A 25,773-nucleotide genomic window follows, 5' to 3' on the forward strand; every position below is an offset into this window, starting at 1 on the left:
ATCCGCATTGGAGAGGTGGCAGAGTGGTCGATCGCGGCGGTCTTGAAAACCGTTGACTGTCACAGGTCCGGGGGTTCGAATCCCTCCCTCTCCGCTGAACTAACCGGACAAAACCGGACAATGAACGGCCAAGTCCCACAAACTCAACGATTTGTGGGACTTTTTTTATCCCCTTATGTCTGCCCTACCGGACATCATTTAGAAGAAAGGACAGGTAATCCTGACCGGAGTACGGATACCCGGGTTACTTGATCGGATTGTTTCTACAAAATACTGATTTCTAAATTGATTCCTAATGTAAGGAGGCAGAAAACATCTGTTTCGTAGGAGTTTATGTTTTTTAGGTCACAGTGCGTTTTCCATAAAGTGATAACGTGAGTCTCCGGTGTTCGTGTTTGGTGATCAACAGAAGCGACCGGGTCGATAATTCCGATTACCGGAGACGAATTAGTAACAGAATAATTCTACTTTTTGTTTTATAGTTGTATTTAAGACACTTATGGAAAAATTGTACAGTAGATTTGTTATATTTTTGTTAAAATAGTAACTGAAAATCTGTCGAAAAGTACAATATTTTCATTTTTTCGGATGTTTGTGCTATAGATGTTCCGAAATATCCGCCACATTTGTAAAAGAAATTTAAAAACAAAACCGTCGTTCTCTATACTATTTATTAAATAGATGATAATGATCAAGTGGGTAATCAAAGATAAACGTTCGATTAAATCAGTCGAAAGTTTATAAAGTTCATAAATTCCCTGGACTCTGCGGGTACTTTGTTAATTGACAATTGTCATTTGACAATTGATAATGTATCTTTAAACCTATGGTTTGTTTTTTATTTGTTTGATAATCAATGATTATCTTCTTTATTCTTGCTCTCATTTTTCTTTTATTTTTCATTCTTTAACGGAAGCGAAGCTTCCAATATCTGTCAATTGTCGGTTATCGTTTGTCCATTTTTCTTCTGGCGTATTTTCGCCAAAAGAATCGAACATTTTTTTTGTCACTTTTTAATAAGTGTTTCTTTTACAAGAATAGATCGCTAATGGGTTTACATTTAATAATAAATACAATGCCTATGAAAAAGAGCCGTTTTTCTACATGAGTGGTGAAATCGTTTGCTGGTGTTATGCAAACGTTTTTGTACCTGAAAACATATTTTGAAATCAAAACCAAATCAGTTTATGGAAAAATTTGTCAAGAATTTAAAAAGGGGAGGTCTACCGACCCGGTGTTGGCTTTATATGCTGATACTTCTTTTATCATTTGGATTGCCTGAAAGTATATTTGCTCAGACAGATCTGGTAAAGGTGACTGGAACAGTGACGGATGAAACGAATCAGCCTGTTCCTGGCGTGAATGTATTGTTGAAAGGAAGTTCGAATATTGGGACTGTGACGGATATTGAAGGAAAGTACACGTTGAATATACCCAAAGACGCTACTTTGATTTTCAAATTTGTCGGCTATAAGACGACAGAGGTGGCGGTAAACGGAAAAACAACGGTGAACCTGAGTATTCAGCCGGATGTCAAGCAGTTGGAAGATGTGGTAGTAATCGGTTATCAGGCGATTAAGAGAGAGAAATCGACTGCTGCAATCGCCAGTGTGGCCGGGGAAAAGATTGAGAATATTCCGGTCCCCAGTGTGGAAATGGCTTTACAAGGAAAAGTGGCCGGTTTGAATGTGTTGAATATTACCGGAGAACCCGGTGCAAAGGGGATTGTCACTTTACGTGGGAATACCAGTATTGCCAGCCAGGATTCGCGAAGTACTCCTTTGTATGTGGTGGATGGAATTGTGATGGACGAAGGCGACTTAGGCCAGATCGACCTGACGGGGACTAACCCGATTGCCGGGATCAATCCCAATGATATCGAATCGATCGATGTGTTGAAAGATGCTTCGGCATCGGCCATTTATGGAGCCCGTGCGGCTAATGGGGTAATTATCATCAAAACCAAAACTCCGAAGGCAGGTAAACCTCAGGTTCGCTTGAACGGCTATTATGGGGTGGCTATGAAACCGACAATGCGTTCGACCTTGGTAGGTACTGCCGAACGCCATTTAAAGATGGATCTGATTTATCAGTATTTAGGAAAGCCGGGTATGGAGAATGTCAATTATTGGATTACCGATAGTTTGAATCCGGCCTTCAATAATAATACCGACTGGCAATCGAATGTGATCCAGAAGGCCCGGATTCAGAATTACGATGTCAATGTGTCGGCTTATGGAGAGAAGACCAGCTATCGGTTGTCTTATAATTTTTATGATGAGGAGGGTACGGTTATCGGTACCGGTTTCACCCGGAATACGGCATCGCTTTATTTAAATGCACATCCCTACAGCTTCCTGAATCTGACCGGAAATATCCGTTTTTCGGAGATGTCGCGAAAGAAAACGAACGGTAGTATCAATATTTTCTCTACCTGGAGCTTCCCTTCTTCGTTTTTCAAATTGACGGACGAAGACATAGAAAATTTTAAAGGGAATAATCTGGATGAATTGGATAAAAACCTCAACCGGGATTTATATGCTAATTTTCAGGCAAATATCGATTTTACACCCTACTTGAAGTGGACGACTTCTTACTCTTTCGGTTATAGTACAACGCGGAACGATTATTTCATCCCTTCCTACCGCAATAATGGAAATGCATATGCCACTTCCAGCAGTGGATCGGTAAAGAGATGGGAAATAGAAAATTATATTCAATACCTACGGTCATTTAAAGAAACACATAATCTTTCCGTATTGTTCGGACAAGGAGCTGAATACTCTTATATCGACAATTTGTGGGGGGAAGGAAATTATATTGCATCGAATTCTATACAGACGATTCAGGGAGTTGTATCTAAAAACTCCAATGCTTCTTCTTCGATCGAAGAGCGTGCCCGTTTATCCTGGTTTGCCCGTTTGAGTTATGATTATAAAGACAAATACCTTTTTTCTGCCAACTGGCGTATGGACGGTTCTTCCCGTTTCGGTAAAGATAACCGTTGGGGACATTTCCCTTCGGTATCGGCAGGCTGGATTATCACCAAAGAGTCGTTCTTTCCGGAAAATCAGGTGGCCGACTTCATTAAGATTCGGGGTAGTTACGGTATTACGGGAAATGACCCCGCCGGTTTTTACGATGCTTACCGGGCTTTAACCACCAACGTGGACTATCGGGGGGGGAGTGGGATCACTTCCTATAATGGTTCGGGGACGATTGCTTATGACTTCGGCTCTGCCGTAACTTCCAGAGAATTAGGTTGGGAAGAGTCGAAACAGATGAATTTCGGATTGGATGCTCATTTCCTGAATAAGCGGATTATATTAACGGGAGATTATTATATCCGGGATTCGGAGAGTATGATTTTCAATTATGCTCTGCCGGTCACCACCGGATATACAGAAGCGAAGAACAATCTGGTATCCGTTCGGAACAGCGGTGTCGAATTACAATTGAGTCTGGATTTGCTTCCGCACAATTGGGATTGGTCGTGGACGATCGATGCGAATATCGCCATGAATAAAAACCAGATCAAAAAATTGCCGAACGGCAACCGGAGTATTGTCACCGGAGCTCCCTGGATGGAGTGGATTCTGACGGTGGGACGGCCCTTGTATGAAATTACCGGATGGAGAAGCAATGGAATATATGCCACTGACGACGATGTGCCTGTCGATCCGCTGACCGGTAACCGGATGACCTTCTTCGGTACGACTATGCAGGCCGGAGATATAGCTGTCGTCGATCAGAACGGAGATTATAATATCGACTATAATGACAAAGTATCTCTGGGAAATCCGGATCCGAAATATTACGGCGGTATCAATACGACGGTGCGCTGGAAAGGAATTTCATTGGGGGTGTTTTGTAACTATGTGATCAAACGTACTTTCTGGAATGGTTTCTTGTCCGATCGGATGAACGGTGGGGTTTATTCTGCCGGTGGATGGGGAAATGTTTCCGGGCCGGCATTGGATTTCGGTGGATTGAAATACTATACAACACCGGGACAACAGGCTGACCTGCCCACTTTGATCGCAACCAATCATATGGACAACCGGCATATCGCCCATGAGATCTATACCGATAACGGAAGCTTTTTCCGGGTGAAAAATATTTCGATGAGTTATGAGTTTCCGACAGCGCTGGTGAATAAAATCAAATTACAGCGTCTGAGAGTGTACGGATATATGGACAATGTTTGGGTATTCTCGAAGAGTAAGACTTATCCCGACCCGGAAAATATCAATACCAATGGTTATGCCAATGGTTCGGAATATCCTCTTCCTCACAAGTTTACTTTGGGTGCAGAGATAACCTTTTAATTCGTAAAATTTGAGACCTATGAAGATGAAATTTAGATATTTAGTAAATTCAGCGATGCTATGGACAGCATTGGCATTGGGATCTTGTGCCGATTTCCTCGACCGGGAGCCGTACAGCGAGCCGGTGGACGAAAGTTATTGGAATAGCGAGGAAGATGTGGAAGCGGCGGTTGCCGGTGGATATGGCTTGTTGAGGGCAGCTTTGGCCAATCATTCAGCTTATTATGCTTATGGAGATATTGCCGGTACCAATGTATTCAGCAAATTCGAGTATGAAGATGAAGACTGGAATCAAATGAATCAGTTTAAACTGGATTATGCGATTGCTGCCAGTGAAACCTATCGGCCCTTGAAGCAGTTGCGTAATTATCAACTGTTCTATCGGGTCGTCAATCAATGTAACCGGGCTTTGAAAAAGGTCGGGCAAATGAGCGACGAGGTTTTCGATGATGGGGAGAAGGAGAAGTATATCGGGGAATTGTACTTTTTGCGTGGATATACTTATTTTTATATGTACCGGATTTGGGGTGAGCTGCCTATCGTGACAACTTCTCCGGATAATGTCATCAATGCGGATTATGTGGCCCGTTCGCCTTTAGCCGATGTCGCTGCTTTGATTTACAGTGATCTGGAGGAAGCACGTGTTCGTTTACCCTGGGAGTATGAAGATAATGCCAATTTTGCCGTGCGTGCCAATAAAGGAGTCGTATTCGCTACCTTGGCACATATGGCGGCCTGGGATCGCGATTATGCCAAGTGCGTGGCGGCTTGTGACTCTGTTTTGAATAGTGGCGTATATACTTTTGAAGCTCGTGAAACCCTGGAAAATATTTATAAAAATGATTCCAAAGAGTTGATATTCCAGTTGTTCTTCAATTCGGAAGAAGAAGCTCCCGATGCTTCTTCCGGTATCCAATACACGACGGTATTTTTTCTGGATATCCTGGCCTCTCCTTACTTGACTACTGCAATCAACAAAGAAAAACCCAATAAGTTTTTGAATACCGGTTTTATATCTTCTGTTTTCCCGGATTCGACGGATTACCGGAGAAAGACGTTTATCGGCTTGGCTGCCGGTGGAGATATCATTCCGATTAAATATACGGATGTGCAGATCGAGTCGGCCTCCAGCGGATCGATTTATCCGGCTAACAATTATGTTATTTTCCGTTTGTCGGATATCATGTTGCTGAAAGCCGAGGCATTGACCGCTCAGGGAAAAAGCAGTGGCGTGGCTATCGGTTTGCTGAATCAGATACGGGAAAGGGCCGATATCGGCGATTTCGACGGTTCGGTGTCTTTACAACGTGCTATTCTGAACGAACGTGCCCGGGAACTCTTTCTCGAAGGCCATCGCTTCTTTGATCTGGTACGTTATTATTATGAAACCGGTACTTCTTTACTTTATAATGTTACAGAAGCGAATATGGCGAAGAGAATCCATTATTGGCCGCTGGATCCGGATTTATTCGAGAATAATAGTGTGATACGTCAAACTTCCTATTGGCAGGGTAAAATCTAATTTAATAACAGCATATTATGAAAAAATTATTGTATATATCCGTTCTGTTTTTATTCGGAATGACATCCTGTATTCAGGATTACCTGGACGATGGTGGAACCCATTCGGCAGAGTCGAATACTACGCCTTACGAATACTTGTCTTCGCATACCTACCATATGTTCGATACGTTGATTCAGATCATCGACCATTATGGGTTGGAAGAAGAAATGAATCGTGCAGCTACTGTTTTCGCTTGTTCGGATTTCAGTGTTAAAGCTTTGTTGAAAAAACGCTCCGATCAGTTGGCCGATGAGCATGGTGACGAAGGGTGGGCCTATACCCTCGACTCGCTCTATCGTGATTTTACCGCCGATTCGATCCGGATCTATTTTTTCCAGGATAAGATCGAATTAGCGACTGCCCCTAAAATACCCACCGAATTTCTCAATTATTCCGGGGATGGTTCGGGATATGCCGTTTATCAGCAGGAGTCCACTAACGAAAGTGACTGGACGGTACCCGGAACCAGTGTAACTGTGGTGACCAAGCCCTCTTTTCTGTATTTGCGCAAGATTATCGGTGATGAAATCGATCCGATCGGCAAGGAATTCGATTCGACGGCCGAGCAATTGAAAGAACAGGATATCTCGGTGAAATGCCAGACAACAGGTATTATCTGTACAAAAACAGGTACGATTTTGCATGTACTCGATAATTCTCACGTTTTTTCTGCATTTAAAGTTGGAAATGATTAAACACCGAAAGTTATGAAAATAAAGAAACTGATATATGGACTGTTGGGCGCCGGAGGTGTTCTGGTGGCTTGCGACAAGATTGAAGAAGGATACATGAGCAGTAATATTTACTATGTGACCGATCCTTTTACGGTAGAACAAGGGCTGACGACTTATTCCGAAGCGTTGGAGCTGGATAATTCCACCGGTCCGGTAAATGTCGAGCTATTGGATATTCGTAATGTAGAAACCGGAAAAACCGAAGAGGCCTGGTATTCCGAAAGTGAGATTACTTTCTGGAAAGAAAAGATTAATTCGGAAACGGATACAACCTGGGAACAGGTAGCCGCTAAATATTCTATGCAGCCTTATCCGACCTTTCAGGTCAATCCGGTGGGAGGACGGTTGGAATTTTCCGAGGGTACTTTGAACGTACCGGTAGGTGAATATGAAATCGATATCAAAGTGTCGAATGTGAAAGAGACCCGGGTGATCAGGAATGCTTGTACCATCATTCTGACCGAGAGTTCTTCCTTTATAAAAGAAGGTACCTATGATTTGTGGAATTCCAGTAATTCGGGTACCCGTCTGAATCCGGTTATGACCTACAAAGAACTGAAAGGAGACGATCTGGAAGCTTTTAAAAGTAAATTGGCAGCAGCAGGAGGAGAATACAACGAGGACTACGGTTATATGATTCTGAAAGTGCTGGATCATTATGGAGAGGCTTTCGATTGGACACCGAATACGGGTGCGAATAGCGGAGGAGAAATCCGTCAGCGGCAATCGGATTTGGGAAGCTACGAAAAACGGAGTCCCTGGCAGAAGATGTATTATACTTCGGATGCGATGATCGCTCCTTTCCCTATGGCTCCTTTCCCATTGATCAATGCGCCGACGTCTACCGACGATCTGTCTTATTATCGGATCATTCCTTCGGCGACGACCAAAGGGGTTGATATCTGGCTCCGTTTCAGCTGGTTTATACAGCGTAAAGGAGTTTTTGAAATTACTTATCAGCTGAAAGGAGCTGATGATACCGGTGTTGTTCAAAGGGTAAAGAAATAATTAAAACCGAAGTGTATGAAAAGATTTAAATATCTGGCATTTTTGTTATGGATGATGCCATTGGCTTTTGGGGCCTGTACGGATGACGATAATGACGAGATCACCGATGAAGAATACATTGCCGGAGCTGCCGTTGTGAATCTGACGGTGGTCGACGGAGAAACGGACTTACCGATAGCGGAGGTAACTTTGAAGCAGACTGCTTTGAAAATTTCGGAAACGACCGATGCCAATGGCAAAGCGACGTTGACCTTCGATCAGGCTCCGCGGGCTGTCGCTAATCTGGTATTTTCTCATGAAGCTTATCAGGATTATACAACGACGGTAGCTATCGGGGAAGTAAGCGAAGGAAGTACGAAAAATGTGGAGGTAAAGATTGCTTTGAATCCCAAAACGGTGTCCTATGTGATCAATTTTACCGTTTTAGACGATTCTACTTTCCTGCCGATCACAGGCGTTTCTATTTTGGGACTGGAAACCGGGGCCGATATGACCGATGCAGATGGTGTTGCAACTGTGAAGGTGCCGGGGCCGGGAGATTATACGTTGGGACTAGCCATGACCGGATACGATACGGCTTATGTCTCTGCAACGATGCCCGATGAAGGGATGCCGGGAGAAACGATAACGGTGGATTGCGGAACGGTCATGATGACTGTAGCCGGAGGGTTCAGGATAGAAGAGGTCGATCTTTCATCGTTCACCTGGCAATTGGATAGTATGGTGGTATGGAGCCGGGATAGAGGGACCATCGGAAGCATTATTCTTTCTAAAGAACAATATATGGCGGGAGAGGGATATACGGTAGATTGGGATAGGAGAAGCGATTTCGGAACCTATGATTTCGACTACATTATTTCGGCTTCCGGTGCTGTGGATTTCCGTTATCCCTTGTGTTTCAAATTACACTATGAGGAAGCTTCTTATGCTCCGGGATGTTACCGGGTGGAGGTGGTGAAATTCCTCGAACCGGGAGCCAATAGTGTAGTGAAAGATGAGTCGTATTACGACTACAAAAAGAAAAAACTGGTATTGCGTTTCTTATTCCACGAAGATTGGTGTAGTGCGGAAGACTGGGATGCTTATTATTATTCAGCAGTAGAATAAATATGGGATATAAAGTATTAAAACAGGGGTGGAGGCTTATCGCTATCCTGGCGATAGGCTTCTCTTCCGGGTGTTCCGGTAACGAAAAAATCAAAGGGATCGATCTGGATGAGGTGGGATACGGTTCCTCGGTCTTTTCCGTGCTCAAAGGAGAAGATTATGAATCTGAAGCGTTGAAACTACCGGAGGGAGTCGGGGAGGATATCACGGTAAAGATCAAAGATGTCCGTAATTTTTCGACCAAAGAAAGTGAACCGCTTTTTTTCGAGAGCTGTGAGGTCATCGGGTGGTCTTCGCCTGTCGATCTGAATACGGATAAGACCATGGAAGCGGTGCTGGCTAAATATAATCCGGTTCAAAAGGCGACACTGTCGGTCGATGCTTCTACTGGAAAACTGATATTGTATGGGGCCGGTACCAAAAATATTCCGGCGGCAGTTTATCTGGTTGATCTGGAGATTAGCAGTGGAGGCGTCACCCAAATCAAAGAAGGCGTTTGTCGCATCCAGTTGAAAGACAATTCGGCTAAGGCTGTCACTGTATCGGCAACCTGGGGAACGACGGATAGCGATAAAGCTCCTGCCGACGTGAGTAGTAAAGAACTGAGCGAGGAAGAGCTGCAGGAATTCGCCGGGGCTTTAGGCAGTGCTTATAATAAAAATTATGGTTATTTGATACTGAAAGTTAAAGACAGACGCAATCAGAGCATTAGTTGGAAAGATCGTTGGGTGACCCGGACAAATAAAAATAATTTTGAAACGGCTAATCCCTGGGCAGAAATTATCTATACCGACGAAGCGGTGATCGTTCCTTATCCCGTTCCCTCTTATCCGGTTGTATCACAATCTACCGGTAACGCGGTACAATATAAGGTTGAGAAAGCGAATACCGCTTTCAGGAAAGATCTCTTTTTCGATTGTAATTTGTCTGTGACTCAGAAAGGAGTCTTTGAGATCGAGTGCCGGCTTACCGACAGTGAGGTACAAGGAAAAGCCACCGTATTGCCCAGTGGAAAGAAGCTGTTTTTCCCGGTCCAGGATGATTTGCGGTCTATGGATTTTTATGACGATAACAGTCGGCTCAGTTATCACCGGATGGTTTCTTCCGAAAATTTTGTGGTATTCTGGGAAAAAGGATTCGGTGACGATCCCAAAAGTGCTCCGCCTTTGAATGGGGTGGATATGACTGTCGATCTCGACGATTTACTCGAAAAAGGAGAGCGTTTCTATAAATTGTATCATGATTCCCTGAATTTTGTCACTCCGGGAAATTCGAACGTCGATTCGATCCGGATGATGGTGATCGTCCATTATACGACCACGTGGACGGCATATGGCGGAGGATACGATGATGTGATCGGAGCTTTGTGGGTCAATCCGGCGACGATGAAACCGGTGGGACAGACGATCGCCCACGAGTTCGGGCATTCGTTCCAATATCAGGTGTATTGTGACGATCCGAACAAAGAGGCCGGCTTCCGTCAGGGGCAAAGCGGAACTTCGCAGGATGGCAATAGTTTTTGGGAGATGTGTGCCCAGCATATGGCGTGGCAGAATATCGCGCTTTTCCCGGAGTGGAATTGTGATGTACCTATTTATCTGGCCAATCATCACCGCGGATTTATGCACGAATGGTTGCGTTACCAGGCTTTTTATCTGATGGAATATTGGCGGATGAAACATGGGGAAGATATGTTGGGACGGGTATGGCGGGAGTCTGAAAGCCATGAAGACCCGATTACGGCTTATAAACGGATTGCAGGTCTTTCACAGGATCAATTCAATGCTGAAGTGTGGGAATCGGCTTGTCATGACATTACCTGGGATTATCCTTTGGGCGGTTATTTGCGGCGTATCGTCGATAGACAAAGCGAGGCCGACCGGCAAACCTGGTATACCCACAAGACCCGTCTGATCGCTGAGAACGGATATTATCGTTCCTATCCGGATACGGTGACTGCAGATCACGGCACGGAGCAAAATATCGCTTTTACACCGCATGATTACGGCTATAATGCTTTTCAGTTGAGCGTACCGGAAGGAGGAACGACGGTGACTGCCGAATTCGAAGGGATTACAGGTGACAGCCGTTATCGGACAGTCGGTGATAGCAAAGCAGGATGGAGGTTCGGTTTTGTCGGTGTGCAAGGAAGTTGGACACCTGTATACGGGGATATGGGGGAGGCAACCGGGACTGCTCCGCAAGCATCCGTATCTTTTACCGTGCCCGGTGGAGGGCTGAAACAGTTGTGGTTTGTGGTATCGGGAGCTCCGACCCGGCATGAACCTCATGTTTGGGACGACGATGTCGGCAATGATGAAGAATATCCTTATCGGGTGAAATTTGTCAATACGGAGGTGAAAAACTAAGTATAACTTTAATGATGAATCTTATGAAGAATAAAATATTTTCCGTTTTAGTAGGTCTGCTGGCCGTTTTTTTAGGAGCCTGTAGCGATGACGACGATGTGTTGACTACATCCTCGGTACATGTGAATGGCGGGCCGCTGGAAGAATCGATCACGCCGACATCTGCCCGGGTACGGATCCGCCTGAATGAGACGGCCGGTATCGGTGAAGTGGGAATCTGTTATGGAGTACAGACCGATAAGAGTGCTTTGTTATCTTATGGGGATGTTTTAAAAGTAGAAAAGGTCGATTCTGTGATGTATCTGGATTTGACCGAATTGGAATCGGCTACGACTTATTCTTATGTCGCTTATGCCAAATATGAAAATGCTTCTGTTGCGGATGTACATTCGGTGGTACGTAGTTTTACCACTCAAAGTGCCGATTTGTATCTGACTCCGTCCCGTTTGAACCGTTCTGCAACGGGAAGGCTGGATACGGTAAAGATTACGACGACTTTCGACTTCTGGGCGGTGGCGGAATACGATTACGATTGGATTACCTATGAGAAAAAAGATACTTTGTTGATATTGAAAACCCAGGATAATTCAGGGGCTGAAATACGTTCGGCTATATTAAAGATACAGGCCGGTAGCCGGACACAAAGTCTGGCTGTCATGCAGGCTGCACCTACGATCAGTTTATCTGCCGACACCCTGGAAGTCAGTGCTAAAGGAGCTACGGGTTCGTTTATCGTGCGGTCGGATGTTGCATGGAGTATCGATAAAGATGCCGATTGGGTGACCTGTTCCGTAGAAAAGGATTCGATCGTGAATTTTACAGCAGAAGTAAATACCGGCTCTGAAGAACGTTTCGGACATATCACGGTGTCGGTATCGGATCAGCTTTATAAAATATTTACGGTTGCTCAGCGGTCGGGAGCACTAGCGGTTACGAAGACGAATTTGAGTTATGGCTTAAAAGGAGGCGAAGAGGGTTTTGTGGTCGAATGTAATACTGACGATTGGACCTTTAGCTCGGATAAGTCGTGGTGTAAACCGGAATGGATTCAGGGCACCGATTCGATAGCCGTCAGGGTGGACCCGAACGATACGGAGGCAGCGGTACGGACAGCGACGATTACGGTACAGAAAGAGCAGTCGGTAAAAAAAGTGACGGTTAGTCAGGAATCCGGACTTATGTTAAGTGATGTCAGCCTGGAAAACTTGGTTTTTTGGGGAGGAAATGGTGATATTAAAGTGAAAGCCTATACGGATAGTTGGACTGTAGAAAGCGTAACGGACGATTTTACAGCTAGCCGGACCAATGATTCTATCGTGACTGTTTCGGTGGCGAATTTGAATACGACCGCTCAGGAAATCACCGGTTCTGTAACGATTAAGGCCGGGAATCTGACCCAGACGATGACTTTGGTACAACCTTGTGCGGTGATTGACTGGGGAACTGAAGAAGTGAAATTTTCATATACGGGAGGTACAAAGTCGAATACTTCCGGAAATTATATCGGTATGACGAAGTATAAAGTAGAAGGGACCGGTGTGAGTTGGTTGACTGTCGGTAGTGAGGGAGTCAGTTTTGTACAGGGTACCGACGGTTATATGGTCGTCGCTGGCGAAGACGATGCTTTTGTGACTCTGAATCTGACGGCTACAGCGAACAATACCGGAAAAACCCGTACGGCTACGATTACCGGAGTGTGGGAAGGGGTTACCGAAAGCTTTACGGTGACCCAGATGGATGCTTCATCGGTAGTCGTTTTACCGGCTTTGGAGGCCGGTGTATTAGCCGGAAACTATACATTGACAGAAGAAGGATATACCGGATATGTTCATTTCGGTGATAAAATCTATACGAAAGCAGAGTACGATGAGATAACAACCGAACTGGAAGCTGCAGGCACTAGCCTTTATGACGATCGCTATGCCAAATTCAGGGCTGCCGATTACGACTATGCTATGGGGTTGGATAATGGAAATACTGCTTATCCACTATTATTTAAGATTAATCAGGTGGAATCTACTGCAGACGGGGCTCCTTCAGGAGCTTATGAAGTTGAAATCGTGACGATGTATGAACCGGTGAATACGGCTCTCGAATCGGATTATATCGCTTACTATGATAAAAATACGAAGACTTTATATTTTGAGTTCGACTATTATTCATGGGCATCCGGTCAAACCGAACATTGTATCAGAACTTTGGTTTTTGCAGAATAATTTTCTCCGATACCGGATGCTATTTTAAGGTTAAAACGGTGCCGACAGTTAAAACGGTAATAACGGTTTAAAACTGGACATGCACCGTTCCTTTTTTATTAGGAGGTTTTGGGGGGCAAGTCAACAATCGTATGTATGATTTTTATATGCTATTTTCCTTTTAAAAACTCGATTTGTACAATTGTTGTATTTTTTTGCATATATGTTTTATTGAAAGTTAAGGGAATGTCATTCCTTTGTTTAGGTGATTTGAAAAAGGAAAAACCGGGACGTAATAAAGTGGGGAGGAAGGTATTAAACCGGTAGGCGGATGAAAATCCGGATGCTAATGATGTACCTCTGCATGGCGTGCTGGTGGGCAGATTGTCTAACCCTAATATGAAAGTGTTATGAAATATGTGATGTGCATTGTATTTTGTTGTCTGCTGTGTCTGGGAAAGGCGCAGCAGAGAGTAACCGGACAGAAACCGGGGATTACGGCTCCACCGCTAGAGCTGAAGCTGAATCCTTTTTACAAGAAATACCTGAATGCCAACGGGATTCATATTATAGCTTCCTGGCGGGTTCCCGATTCGGCGATGTATGCGGCTCACCGTACGTTGACGGCGTTGACCGGATATCTGCCTGCCGGGGTGTTGAAGGCGATGACAGATATCGGTACCCGTGTGGGCGTCATGGCTCGTTATGAAGGTACGACCGATATCCCCGAACATGCTCATTTGGCTCGGGATACTTCTTTGAATTGGGACTTGAGAGCCAGGGGATTAGGAGGAACGAAGTGGTTGCCTTTGACGACTTGTGCCGAAGAAAATATTTTGGGATATCAGATCGATAAATACCATGCTGAAGATATTCTGGTCCATGAATTTGCCCATTCGATTCATTTGATCGGAATACTGACTGTATATCCCGATTTTAATGAACGTCTGAAAAAAGCTTATGATGCCGCTTTGGCTGCCGGAAAGTGGAAAGATACCTATGCCGCGACCAATATCGAAGAGTATTGGGCCGAAGGAGTACAGGATTGGTTTAATGTGAATGCTGAAGTTCCTAAGCCGGACGGAAAGCATAACCAGGTGAATACCCGCAAGGAATTGAAGGCATATGACCGCGGTTTGTACGATATTTTGAGCGAGTTTTTCCCGGCTACGAACGAGCAGATTAGTTGTCATAAATACATCAATAAATATCGAAAATGAAGAAGAATAATATCGTTTTATTCGGGATAGCGGTGCTTTGTGCATGTTCTGTCCCAAAAGAGCGTCAACCTTTGACCGGTGGACAGTGGGGAGAAATAAAGAACGGTTCTGCCGAAGAGGTCGTTTCTTCAGAAGTGCTCTATTGGCAGGCTCCTCCTGCCAGTAAAGAAGTTTTGCACTTCTATGATGCAACGGCTCATGACGGTACCCGGAGTTTATGTATTTCAGCCGACGGTTTGGCTAATGGATACTGGAATAACCGGGTGAATCTCAAACCGTGGTCGAAATATCGCTTCAAAGGGTGGATCAAATGTGAAAATGTAGTGGCCGAACCGCAAGGGGGAGCCGGATTCCGCTTGCAGGGAGTCGAGGTACAATTGCCTGATTTTACCGGTACGCAAGACTGGACTTTGGTCAGTTGTGATTTTGAGACCGGAGCGAACGATTGTGTCACCGTATCATGTTTGCTGGGAACAGAAGGAAAAGCAAAAGGGAAAGTATGGTTTGACGATCTTTCGTTCGAATGTCTGGGTACGGAGGTCATCGAAACCAGTATAAAAGTTGATCCGGCAGAGCAAAAGGCGGAGATGTCTCCTTATATTTATGGGCAATTTATAGAACATATGGGGCATTGTATTTATGGAGGTATCTGGGCCGAAATGTTGATGGACCGGAAATTCTGGTATGCTCCGGGGCAAAAAGGTTCTCCCTGGCAGATTGCGGGCACGGATAAAGCGGAAAAAGGTTTGTATATGGACGAGACAGCTCCCTATACAGGACGGCATACTCCGGTGTTGAAATCCGACGGTAAACGGATCGCGCTGAAACAGACGCAACTGGGATTACGGCCCGGTATTTCCTGTTCGGGATATATTGTAATGAAAGCCGATCGCGAAATGCCGGTAAAAGTGATGTTGAATTACGGTTCGTTTATTCAGGAATTATCCTTGGAGGTCGGGACTACTTATCGTAAATATCCGGTGCATTTTTCAGCTTTCGATCATAAAGTAAAGGATGCTACTTTTTCGATCTGTCCGCAAAAAGAAGGACGATTATGGATCGGTACGGCTTCTTTGATGCCGGATGATCATATCGACGGCTTCCGGGCGGATGTGCTGGCTTTGCTGAGAGGATTGAAAGCTCCGGTATATCGTTGGCCGGGAGGTAATTTCGTCAGTGGTTATGATTGGCATGACGGGATCGGTGAACGGGATAAACGGCCTCCCCGGAGAAATCCGGCCTGGACAGGAGTGGAATCGAACGATGTCGGGATCCATGAGTTTATGCGATTGTGTGAATTGTTGGATACCGAGCCTTATATTGCTGTAAATGCCGGTTTGGGAGGGGTAAAAGAAGCTGCCGATGAGGTGGAATATTGTAACGGTACAGAGGATACACCGATGGGTAAATGGCGGAAACAAAACGGACAGGCAAAACCCTGGAAGGTGAAATGGTGGTCCGTCGGGAATGAAATGTTCGGGGATTGGCAACTCGGTTTTATGAGTACGGAAGCTTTTGTGAAAAAACATAACAGTTTTGCAGATGCGATGTGGAAAGTAGATTCTTCTATCCACCTGATCGCTGTCGGAGAAGTGGGCCGGTGGGACGAAATGATTTTGGCTAATTGTGCCGAGCGGATGGATTTGGTGAGCGAACATTTTTATTGTCAGGACTGGCATGGCGGAGGACTGATGACACACGTATTGCAAATTCCCCGTAATATTCGCCGGATAGCCGAGGCACACCGGGGGTACCGGAGAGATATTCCCGCTTTGGAAGGTAAAGATATCCGTATTTGTATGGACGAATGGAATTATTGGTACGGCCCTCATATCTATGGCGAATTGGGTACCCGTTATTTCTTACGGGATGCTTTGGGGATTGCTGCCGGACTGAATGAGTTCCTCCGTCAAAGCGATATGGTATTTATGGCCAATTATGCACAAACGGTGAATGTCATCGGTTGTATCAAAGCGACGACGACGGATGCTTGTTATGCTTCGACCGGCGAGGTGTTGAAATTATATCGCGAACAATTCGGTACCGTTCCGGTGAAAGTGGACGGAGAGTTACGTCCCCTGGATGTCGCTGCCGCTATCCGGTCTTCCGATCAGGCATTGACTTTATCTGTTATAAATCCGGGCTGGGAAGAAGTGACTTTCGATCTGGATATACTGGGTGGACAGTTTGAGTATCAGGCAAAAACATGCCGGTTGAACGGGGTGGCGACGATTTATACCCTTACCGGACCCGACGATATGGCTTATAATACACCGGGACAGGAAAGTGTGGTGAAAGTGTCGGAAAAAAGTTTGAAAAATACCAAACAGGTGAAAGTAGGCCCTTTTAGTGCGAATGTGATTGTACTCGGAACAGAGTAAAGAGGTGCAAAGGTAGAATTTGAAAATAATGGAAGTTATGAGAAAATTAATAATAGGATGGTTACTGGTTATAGGGATTGTGTCGGTAGGCCGAGCCTGTGAACATTGCACGGCCTTGGCTGTCGGGAATGTGGTGCCGGCGAAGGTGAAGTATTTCGGTTTGAAGGATGTCCGTTTGCTGGATAGCCCTTTTAAGAATGCTATGGACCGGAATGCGGCATGGATGCTGGAAATGGATATGGACCGTTTGTTATCGAATTTCCTGAAGAATGCAGGCCTCGAGCCGAAAGGAGAATCTTATGGAAGCTGGGAGTCTATGGGGATAGCCGGGCATACCCTGGGACATTATCTTTCGGCTGTGGCACAACAGTATGCCTCTACCGGAGACGAACGCTTCAAACAACGGGTGGATTATATCGTGCACGAACTGGATAGTTGCCAGCAATATTTTGTGAACGGTTTTATCGGTGGCATGCCGGGGGGAGACCGGGTATTCAAACAGGTGAAAAAGGGGATTATCCGTTCGGCCGGATTCGATTTGAACGGCTTGTGGGTCCCCTGGTACAACGAACATAAAACCATGATGGGACTCAATGATGCTTATCTGTTAGCTGGGAACAAGACTGCTAAAAAAGTACTGGTGAATTTGGCCGATTATCTGGTGGATGTACTTGCCGGACTGACGGACGAACAGGTACAGACGATGCTGAATTGTGAGTTCGGTGGTATGAACGAAGCATTGGCACAGGTGTATGCTCTGACCGGAGATAAAAAATACCTGGACGCTTCATATCGATTTTACCACAGACGATTGATGGAACCGTTGGCAGAAGGGAAAGATATCCTGCCCGGATTGCATTCGAATACCCAGATACCGAAGATCATCGGTAGTGCACGTCAGTATGAGTTGACCGGAAACCCAAAAGATGAACGGATTGCCGAATTTTTCTGGACAACGATGGTAAATCATCATAGTTATGCTAACGGGGGAAATAGCTCGGGAGAATATCTTTCGACACCCGATAAACTGAACGATCGCCTGACGCATTCTACCTGTGAGACGTGTAATACTTATAATATGCTGAAATTGAGCCAACATCTGTATGAATGGACCGGAGATCCGAAGTATCTCGACTTTTACGAGAAAGCATTGTATAATCACATCCTGGCTTCTCAGCATCCCGAAACGGGAATGACCTGTTATTTTGTGCCGCTGGCGATGGGAACCCGGAAAGATTTTTGCGATAAATACAATTCATTCACTTGTTGTATGGGAAGTGGTTTTGAAAATCATTCCAAGTACGGGGGGGCGATTTACAGTCACGGTAGCGACGACCGTTCTCTGTTTGTCAATCTTTATATACCCTCGGTATTGACCTGGAAAGAGAAGGGATTGAAAGTGAGGCTGGAAACCGCTTATCCGGAGAATGGACGGGTGACGTTGAAAGTGGTCGAGGGGGAACGTCAGCCTATGGCTTTGAATCTGCGTTATCCGGTGTGGGCCGGCGAAGGAATTGTGGTGAAAGTGAACGGTACAAAGCAAAAAATAACTTCTAAACCGGGATCTTTCGTTACGCTGGAACGGAAATGGAAAGCAGGCGACCGGATCGAATTGAATATACCGATGAATCTTTATACGAAGGAAATGCCGGATAATGCCGACCGGCGGGCTGTGTTCTACGGACCGACTTTACTGGCAGGTGCATTGGGTGAGAAAGAGATAGAACCGATCCGCGGTGTACCGGTTTTTGTTTCACCCGACAAACAGGTATGTAAGTATATCCACCCGGTAAACGGTAAACCGCTGACTTTTGAAACCGAAGGTTTGGGTTATCCGAAAGAGGTGACATTGATTCCTTTTTACAATACCTACGATCAGTATTATACGGTGTATTGGGATGTATTCTCACCCGGGGAATGGAAACAAAAACAGGCGGAATATGAAGCAGAAAGATTGCGGATCGAAGAACTGAATAAGGTGACTGTCGATTATATCGTGCTGGGAGAAATGCAGCCCGAACGGGATCATAACCTGAGTGCCGGGGAAAGCCGTATCGGAGATTTCAGGGGTAAAAAATACCGGTATGCTTATCCGACCGGATATTTTGATTTCGATATGAAAGTATCCGGGACGGAATCCATGAAGATGATGATGACTTTCTGGGGTGGGGATTGTGGTCGTGATACCTTCGAAATCCTGATCGATGGTGTACGTCTGGAATTGTTCTCTCCTAAAGGTGAAGATGGAAACTTCGTCGAAAATACGATTGTAATCCCTGCTAAATTTACCGAGGGAAAAGATAAAATCCGGGTATCTTTTAAAGGATATGAAGGCAAACGTGTCACTTCCTTGTACAATTGCAGAATGATGCGTTGATAAGTGTAGTTTCAAATTTATGTTGTGTGAATCCGGTAAGAGTGATCCTGCCGGATTTTTTGGTTTTTCTATTTTACCGGTTATTTTTATGCGTTTGTCTGGTTGTATTCATTTCTTTCGTTTCTTATGAAAAAAATAGAAAAATCGGTGGTTAAATGCTCAGAATATACTATTTTTGTTGAAAATTAAACAGCTCATCTTTTAAATGTACTTTATATGGTCAGTATTTCTCATGTTGTAGAAGATATCGTAAAACACCGGCCTTATCTGTCGGAGTCTTTAGCGGCGGGCATTATCAATGTTTCTTCGCTTGCCCGGCAATTGCAGCCCGATGTGGAGAGAGCGTTGCAGAAGGGAGTGAATACCGGGGCTATTGTGATGGCCTTGAATCGGTTGGCGCCTTATTTGCAGGTGCGGGAGCAGGTGCAGTTGAATAAGTTGCTGAGTAATATGGGGGATATTATTCTTAGGAGTAGTTTGTGTGACTATACTTTTAAAAATTCACCTACTCTATTGGATTGCCATATCGAAGTATTGAAAAATCTGGTGAAAAACGATGAGATTTTTTATACGATGGTACAGGGAGTTTTCGAAACCAATCTTGTGATCAGCGACACGATGGAGGAATTGATCGCCGATTATTTTAAAGATGAGTTGTGTCTCTTTAAAAAAAACGGTCTGTCTTCGGTGACGCTGAAATTGCCGAAAGGGAACAGTATGCAGGCCGGTTTTTATTATACCATTATGAAAGAATTATCTTGGGAAGGTATCAATCTGACCGAAGTCATCTCTTCTACCAACGAGTTTACGGTGGTGGTTGATAATGCCTTGATCGATAAAACATTTGTGGTATTGAAAAATATTGGGAAAAGATAAAATAATCATTAAATATAAAGCGAATAAGATATGTTTGAGAATTTATCGGAAAGACTGGAACGGTCGTTCAAGATATTAAAGGGGCAGGGAAAAATCACAGAATTGAATGTAGCGGAGACCTTGAAGGAGGTGCGCCGATCCTTGTTAGATGCCGACGTCAACTATAAAATAGCGAAGGACTTCACCAATCGGGTGAAAGAGAAAGCTTTGGGTATGAATGTGCTCACGGCTGTCAAACCGGGACAAATGATGGTGAAGATTGTCCACGACGAGTTGGCTGAGTTGATGGGGGGCAAGAATGTCGAAGTAGATATAAAAGGTAATCCGGCGATTATTTTGATGTCCGGTTTGCAAGGTTCCGGTAAAACGACCTTTTCCGGTAAGTTTGCCAATTTATTGAAGAATAAAAAAGGGAAGAAACCTTTGCTGGTGGCTTGTGACGTTTATCGTCCCGCTGCTATCGAGCAGTTGAAAGTATTGGGCGAACAGATCCAGGTGCCTGTATATAGCGATGAGACGACCAAAGATCCGGTAAGGATCGCTTTGGATGCCATTAAACAAGCCAAAGCGAAGGGGTATGATGTGGTGATTGTCGATACGGCAGGACGTTTGGCTATCGACGAGCAGATGATGAACGAGATCGCTGCAATCAAAGAGGCTATTCATCCGAATGAAACCCTGTTCGTGGTCGATGCGATGACCGGTCAGGATGCAGTGAATACTGCCCGCGAATTTAACGAACGGCTGGATTTCAACGGAGTGATTCTGACCAAACTGGATGGAGATACCCGGGGGGGGGCCGCTCTTTCTATCCGTACGGTAGTGAACAAACCGATCAAGTATGTCGGAACCGGAGAGAAACTCGAAGCTTTGGACGCCTTCCATCCCGAACGTATGGCCGACCGTATTCTGGGGATGGGAGATATCGTGTCCCTGGTAGAAAAGGCTCAGGAACAGTTCGATGCCGAAGAAGCCAAAAAATTACAAAAGAAAATTTCCCGCAATCAGTTTAATTTTAATGATTTCCTGAGTCAGATCCAGCAAATCAAAAAGATGGGAAATATCAAAGATCTGGCTTCCATGATTCCCGGTGTCGGTAAAGCACTGAAAGATATCGATATCGACGACGATGCCTTTAAAGGAGTTGAAGCGATTATCTATTCCATGACTGCTGCCGAACGGGAGGATCCGGCCCTGATAAACGGTTCACGCCGTAAGCGAATTGCCGAAGGTAGTGGAACGACCGTTCAGGACGTGAACCGTCTGTTGAAACAGTTCGAAGAATCGAAGAAGATGATGAAGATGTTGTCCGGTGGTGGTAAACTGATGCGGAAAATGCCCGGCATGAGACGTTGAGCGACTGTAAGTGATTAACGAAAAGTGAATAGAAGAAATGGAGTTAATAGATGGGAAAAAAATTGCAACTCAGGTAAAACAAGAGTTGGCAGATGAAGTAAAACGGATGAAAGCAGCCGGAGCCAAAACGCCTCATTTGGTGGCCGTTCTGGTAGGTAACGATCCGGCGAGTGAAACTTATGTGGCCAGCAAAGTAAAGGCTTGCCAGGAGGTCGGTTTCAAGAGCACCGAAATGAGGTATTCGGCCGATATTACCGAAGAACAATTGTTGGCTGTCGTCGATAAGTTGAATCAGGATGCCGACGTAGACGGTTATATCGTACAGTTGCCGTTGCCTCGTCATATCTCTGAGCATAAAGTGTTGATGGCTATCGATCCCGATAAAGATGTGGATGGATTTCATCCCTGCAATGTCGGCAAGATGGTGACCGGTTTGCCTGCCTATCTGCCTGCAACTCCCGCGGGAATCGTAGAGCTGCTGAAACGTTATGAAATACCCACTCAAGGTAAGCATTGTGTGGTGATCGGGAGAAGCAATATCGTAGGTACTCCGATGGCGGTGTTGATGTCACGTAAAGATAAATATGCAGATTGTACGGTGACGATCTGTCATAGCCGTACGCAAAATATAAAAGAAATGACGTTACAAGCCGATATACTGATCGTCGCTTTGGGAAAACCTCATTTTGTGACTGCCGATATGGTAAAAGAAGGTGCGGTAGTGGTAGACGTCGGAATCCACCGGGTACCTTCGGATAAAACGAAGTCCGGTTTCCGCCTGGTGGGGGATGTAGATTTTGAAGGAGTAGCTCCTAAATGTTCTTATATCACGCCTGTTCCGGGAGGAGTGGGGCCGATGACTATTGTGTCTTTGCTGCAAAATACCCTTAAAGCTTGCAAGGGGCTGGCTGACAAGTAAAAAGTTCTGCTTTTTACTTGTCGTGATCGGTTCCCTTTGCGTTAATCAGGTGTAGTGAATTATGGTGTTGAATTATATCTGGATTTTCTTTTTTGCCGTTGCCTTTATCGTCGCTTTATTTCGTTTAGTGATAGGAGGTGATACGGAAGTATTCAGCGCTATGATGACCTCTACTTTCGATATGTCGAAGACCGGTTTTGAGATTTCCCTGGGGCTGACCGGAGTGCTGACCTTGTGGATGGGGATCATGAAAATCGGTGAACGGGGTGGGGCTGTGCAGGTGATGTCAGGAATGATCAATCCGTTTTTCCGCCGTCTTTTCCCTGGGCTGCCTCAGGATAGTCCTGCCCATGGGTCCATTATGATGAATCTGGCTGCTAATATGCTGGGCTTGGATAATGCTGCTACACCGATGGGATTGAAAGCGATGCAGCAAATGCAGGAAGTCAATACCCGGAAAGATGCGGCTTCGAATGCTCAGATTATGTTCCTGGTATTAAATACTTCAGGACTGACGATCGTACCGGTGTCGATCATGGTATATAGGGCCCAATTGGGGGCTGCTAATCCGACCGATATTTTTATTCCTATCTTACTAGCCACTTATTTTTCTACTTTGGCCGGTTTGATCGCTGTCGCTATTTATCAAAAGATCAATTTGTTCGATAGAGTGATTCTGGCTTATTTGGGAGGAATTTCGGTTTTGATGGCGGGAGTGATCTGGTATTTTTCAACCTTGGATAAAGAAGCGGTAACCGTTGTTTCGAATGTCGCCAGTAACATCATTCTGTTCGGTATCATCATGGTATTTATCGGGATGGCGGCCTGGAAGCGGATCAATGTGTACGATGCTTTTATCGAGGGGGCTAAGGATGGATTCGCTACTGCTGTAAAGATCATTCCTTATTTGATCGCGATTTTGGTGGCGATCGGGGTATTCAGGGCTTCCGGGGCTATGGAAGTGGTGATGTCTGCGATTACCCGGGGGATAGAAGGACTTGGTTTTAATGCCGACTGGGTGGATGCGCTGCCGACAGCTTTGATGAAACCGCTGAGTGGAAGCGGTGCCCGGGGGATGATGATCGATACCATGAAGACTTTCGGGGCCGATTCATTTGCCGGACGTTTGGCTTGTACTTTCCAGGGGGCGACGGATACGACTTTTTATATCATTGCTGTTTATTTCGGGGCGGTGAGGATCCGGAATACCCGTTACGCTGTTCCGTGTGGACTGATTGCCGATTTAGCAGGGATTATCGCTGCGGTCGTGATCGCCTATTTGTTTTTTGCCTGAAAATTTTTCTAGTTCAAAAATCTGTATATGAAAAAGGTGGTTGTCGGTATGAGCGGAGGGGTCGATAGTTTTGTGACCGCTTTATTGTTACGCCGGCAAGGGTATGAAGTGATCGGGGTGACCCTGGAATTGTGGGAGAAAAATGATTTAAGCGGTGTGAGAGACAGTTGTGAAAAACTGAATATCCCTTTCCTCTGCCGGGAAGGACATGAACTATTCAGGCAGCAGGTGGTTGATCCTTTCGTAAAAGCTTACCGGTCGGGTCTTACGCCGAGTCCTTGCTGCATTTGTAACCGCCGGGTAAAGTGGATATTGTTACAGCAGGTGGCTGATGAGTTGGGAGTGGAGTATATCGCAACGGGGCATTATGTCAGGATTGCCGAACGGGAGGGAAGATTTTATATCCGGAAAGGGCTCGATCCTCAGAAGGATCAGTCTTACTTTTTGTGGGGCCTGCCTCAGGCGCTTTTAAGAAGAGCGTTGACCCCTTTGGGTGAATATACCAAAAAACAAGTGAAGGAGTGGGCGGCCCGGAATGGATACGAGCAGATGGCCCGGAGACGGGAGAGCATGGGGATATGTTTTCTGAAAAATAAGGATTACCGTGATTTTATAAAGGATTATCCTATAAAAGACTTCCGACAGGAAAGTGGAGAAATTATTGACGATAAAGGACGGGTATTGGGCGTACATGCCGGAATCTTGAATTATACGGTTGGACAGAAACGGGGGATTCCCGACCGGACCGGAGTTCCTATGTATGTCCGGGAGATCGATGTGGAGAGGAACAGTATTATTGTCGCTCCCAAATCCGGGTTATATACTTCTGTACTGACAGTCGGGCAGGTGGAGGCAGTGTACTTTGGGGATTTGTTAGCTGACGGGGTAGAAATCAAAATCCGGGGGTTGGGATTAAATCCGAGGGGAAATATCCGGGCTGAACGTTTGAGCCCTGACCGCTTGAAAGTGGTCTTAAGTGAGCCTGCCTGGGCCGTTGCTCCGGGACAACCTGTTGCTTTTTACCACGAAGATATTTTATTGGGTGGAGGAATTGCTGAAAAAGATGAAAAGCTGTAAGTCAAAATATTATTTCTAAACCGGGGCGTATGGGAAAATTGAAGCGGAAAAAAATCTAAGAAATATGTACAGGAATATTGCAGATTCCAGGAAATTTGCTTTCCTTTGCAGCATCAAATACGGGTGTAGCTCAGTTGGTAGAGCACTGGTCTCCAAAACCAGGTGTCGGGAGTTCGAGCCTCTCCACCCGTGCACCGAAACGCTATCTGAAAAGATAGCGTTTTTTAGTGCTGTTCTCCCTCTTTCCGGTTTAGCTTTTATTCGAAGGGACTTCCACATACGCCTGTTGGTGCTGATCTACAAAAAGCTTGTTACGCTCCGGGTGTTGTTTGCGCTGAGACTCGTAATTGGCAAACAGCAAAAGTACAAGAATGTATATGGCTATGTGAAGCCAATGCCTGATTTTTTGGAAGTTAGGTTTTGTTTTCATCCGAATCGTGTTTTATTATATAGATGCATCCTGTTTTATTACGTTGCGTCAAGATCGACATTTTTTTCATAAAAGATTTCATTCCTCGTAAAATTAAAGAAATATTAACTAAAAAGATAGTTTATTCCAGCTGACTTTGGTTTCATGTTATCAAGGAAATAGGTATTTATTGTACTTTTGTAACCGCTGTAACTAAAAAATAGTAGGTTTAATTTTTTTTCTTTCTATTCCGATTCCGGGCTTTATACCGTCAGACCGGTTCGCCTGGAACGGTCCGTTAAGGCTTTCCTTCACTGCCCGGCGGAACTCCTCACTACGTTCGTCAGACACCACCGGTCGGGCGTTCGGAAAACCTAACCGGACACTCGTTCCTGCTCCAATGGTCCTCCGGTATAAAACCCTGCATCTAACGTTAGAGCTAACCGGCAAAGAAAATACAAGCGGAAATTTACAGCCATAGGAAACCGGACTGTTCGGCTTATTTTCGGGGAGAATGGTATTTCTCAAATCAAGATTAGTCTGCAATTCAGTGATAACG

General features: G+C 45.1%; 16 protein-coding genes and 2 tRNA genes. 17 read left to right on the forward strand and 1 reads right to left on the reverse strand.

Features of this window, described 5'->3' with window-relative positions:
- Positions 1-9 precede the first annotated feature (9 nt).
- The 17 genes from AC5RDS_RS06550 to AC5RDS_RS06630 all read left to right on the forward strand — a co-directional run bounded on the left by AC5RDS_RS06550 (position 10) and on the right by AC5RDS_RS06630 (position 24,997).
- Positions 10-94: transfer RNA gene (locus AC5RDS_RS06550), tRNA-Ser, on the forward strand.
- Between the two features lie 1,093 nt (positions 95-1,187).
- The gene (locus AC5RDS_RS06555) at positions 1,188-4,328 is read left to right on the forward strand and encodes a SusC/RagA family TonB-linked outer membrane protein (protein ID WP_013613521.1); all 3,141 of its coding nucleotides are present in this window, start codon (positions 1,188-1,190) and stop codon (positions 4,326-4,328) included.
- A 19-nt stretch (positions 4,329-4,347) separates the two neighbouring features.
- Positions 4,348-5,850 (forward strand): RagB/SusD family nutrient uptake outer membrane protein, encoded by a 1,503-nt coding sequence (locus AC5RDS_RS06560; RefSeq protein WP_013613522.1) that lies wholly within the window; start codon positions 4,348-4,350, stop codon positions 5,848-5,850.
- Positions 5,851-5,867: 17 nt separating this feature from the next.
- A complete protein-coding gene (locus tag AC5RDS_RS06565) occupies positions 5,868-6,587 on the forward strand; it encodes a hypothetical protein (RefSeq protein WP_118104056.1) in 720 nt (239 codons plus the stop codon).
- Between the two features lie 12 nt (positions 6,588-6,599).
- On the forward strand, positions 6,600-7,634 hold the full coding sequence (locus AC5RDS_RS06570; RefSeq protein ID WP_202194848.1) for a hypothetical protein: 1,035 nt from the start codon (positions 6,600-6,602) through the stop codon (positions 7,632-7,634).
- 15 nt (positions 7,635-7,649) lie between these two features.
- A complete protein-coding gene (locus AC5RDS_RS06575) occupies positions 7,650-8,741 on the forward strand; it encodes a peptidase associated/transthyretin-like domain-containing protein (protein WP_288561888.1) in 1,092 nt (363 codons plus the stop codon).
- A gap of 2 nt (positions 8,742-8,743) precedes the next feature.
- Entirely contained in the window at positions 8,744-11,110 is a 2,367-nt protein-coding gene (locus AC5RDS_RS06580) for a DUF6055 domain-containing protein (RefSeq protein ID WP_118104057.1), read from the forward strand.
- A gap of 23 nt (positions 11,111-11,133) precedes the next feature.
- Entirely contained in the window at positions 11,134-13,326 is a 2,193-nt protein-coding gene (locus AC5RDS_RS06585) for a BACON domain-containing protein (protein ID WP_013613527.1), read from the forward strand.
- A 389-nt stretch (positions 13,327-13,715) separates the two neighbouring features.
- Positions 13,716-14,525: a hypothetical protein gene (locus AC5RDS_RS06590; protein WP_013613528.1), complete on the forward strand. Its 810-nt coding sequence runs from the start codon at positions 13,716-13,718 to the stop codon at positions 14,523-14,525.
- Complete coding sequence (locus AC5RDS_RS06595; RefSeq protein WP_195305820.1) at positions 14,522-16,906, forward strand: alpha-L-arabinofuranosidase family protein; 2,385 nt, start codon at positions 14,522-14,524, stop codon at positions 16,904-16,906. The genes AC5RDS_RS06590 and AC5RDS_RS06595 overlap by 4 nt, the downstream gene beginning before the upstream one ends.
- A 37-nt stretch (positions 16,907-16,943) precedes the next feature.
- On the forward strand, positions 16,944-19,283 hold the full coding sequence (locus AC5RDS_RS06600) for a beta-L-arabinofuranosidase domain-containing protein (RefSeq protein WP_494222266.1): 2,340 nt from the start codon (positions 16,944-16,946) through the stop codon (positions 19,281-19,283).
- Positions 19,284-19,499: 216 nt separating this feature from the next.
- Positions 19,500-20,159, forward strand: a complete 660-nt coding sequence (locus AC5RDS_RS06605; RefSeq protein WP_013613531.1) for a hypothetical protein — start codon at positions 19,500-19,502, stop codon at positions 20,157-20,159.
- Between the two features lie 30 nt (positions 20,160-20,189).
- Positions 20,190-21,515, forward strand: a complete 1,326-nt coding sequence (ffh, locus tag AC5RDS_RS06610) for a signal recognition particle protein (protein WP_013613532.1) — start codon at positions 20,190-20,192, stop codon at positions 21,513-21,515.
- Between the two features lie 37 nt (positions 21,516-21,552).
- Positions 21,553-22,434: a bifunctional methylenetetrahydrofolate dehydrogenase/methenyltetrahydrofolate cyclohydrolase FolD gene (gene folD, locus AC5RDS_RS06615; protein WP_217504935.1), complete on the forward strand. Its 882-nt coding sequence runs from the start codon at positions 21,553-21,555 to the stop codon at positions 22,432-22,434.
- Positions 22,435-22,495: 61 nt separating this feature from the next.
- Positions 22,496-23,728: a nucleoside recognition domain-containing protein gene (locus AC5RDS_RS06620; RefSeq protein WP_494222267.1), complete on the forward strand. Its 1,233-nt coding sequence runs from the start codon at positions 22,496-22,498 to the stop codon at positions 23,726-23,728.
- 27 nt (positions 23,729-23,755) lie between these two features.
- Complete coding sequence (mnmA, locus tag AC5RDS_RS06625; protein ID WP_118104067.1) at positions 23,756-24,805, forward strand: tRNA 2-thiouridine(34) synthase MnmA; 1,050 nt, start codon at positions 23,756-23,758, stop codon at positions 24,803-24,805.
- Positions 24,806-24,924: 119 nt separating this feature from the next.
- Positions 24,925-24,997: transfer RNA gene (locus tag AC5RDS_RS06630), tRNA-Trp, on the forward strand.
- A gap of 430 nt (positions 24,998-25,427) precedes the next feature.
- On the opposite strand, the gene AC5RDS_RS06635 is transcribed toward AC5RDS_RS06630, so the two are convergent.
- The coding region (locus tag AC5RDS_RS06635) for a hypothetical protein (protein ID WP_494222268.1) at positions 25,428-25,773 on the reverse strand (346 nt) is incomplete at its 5' end.

Source organism: Odoribacter sp., from assembly GCF_985060555.1.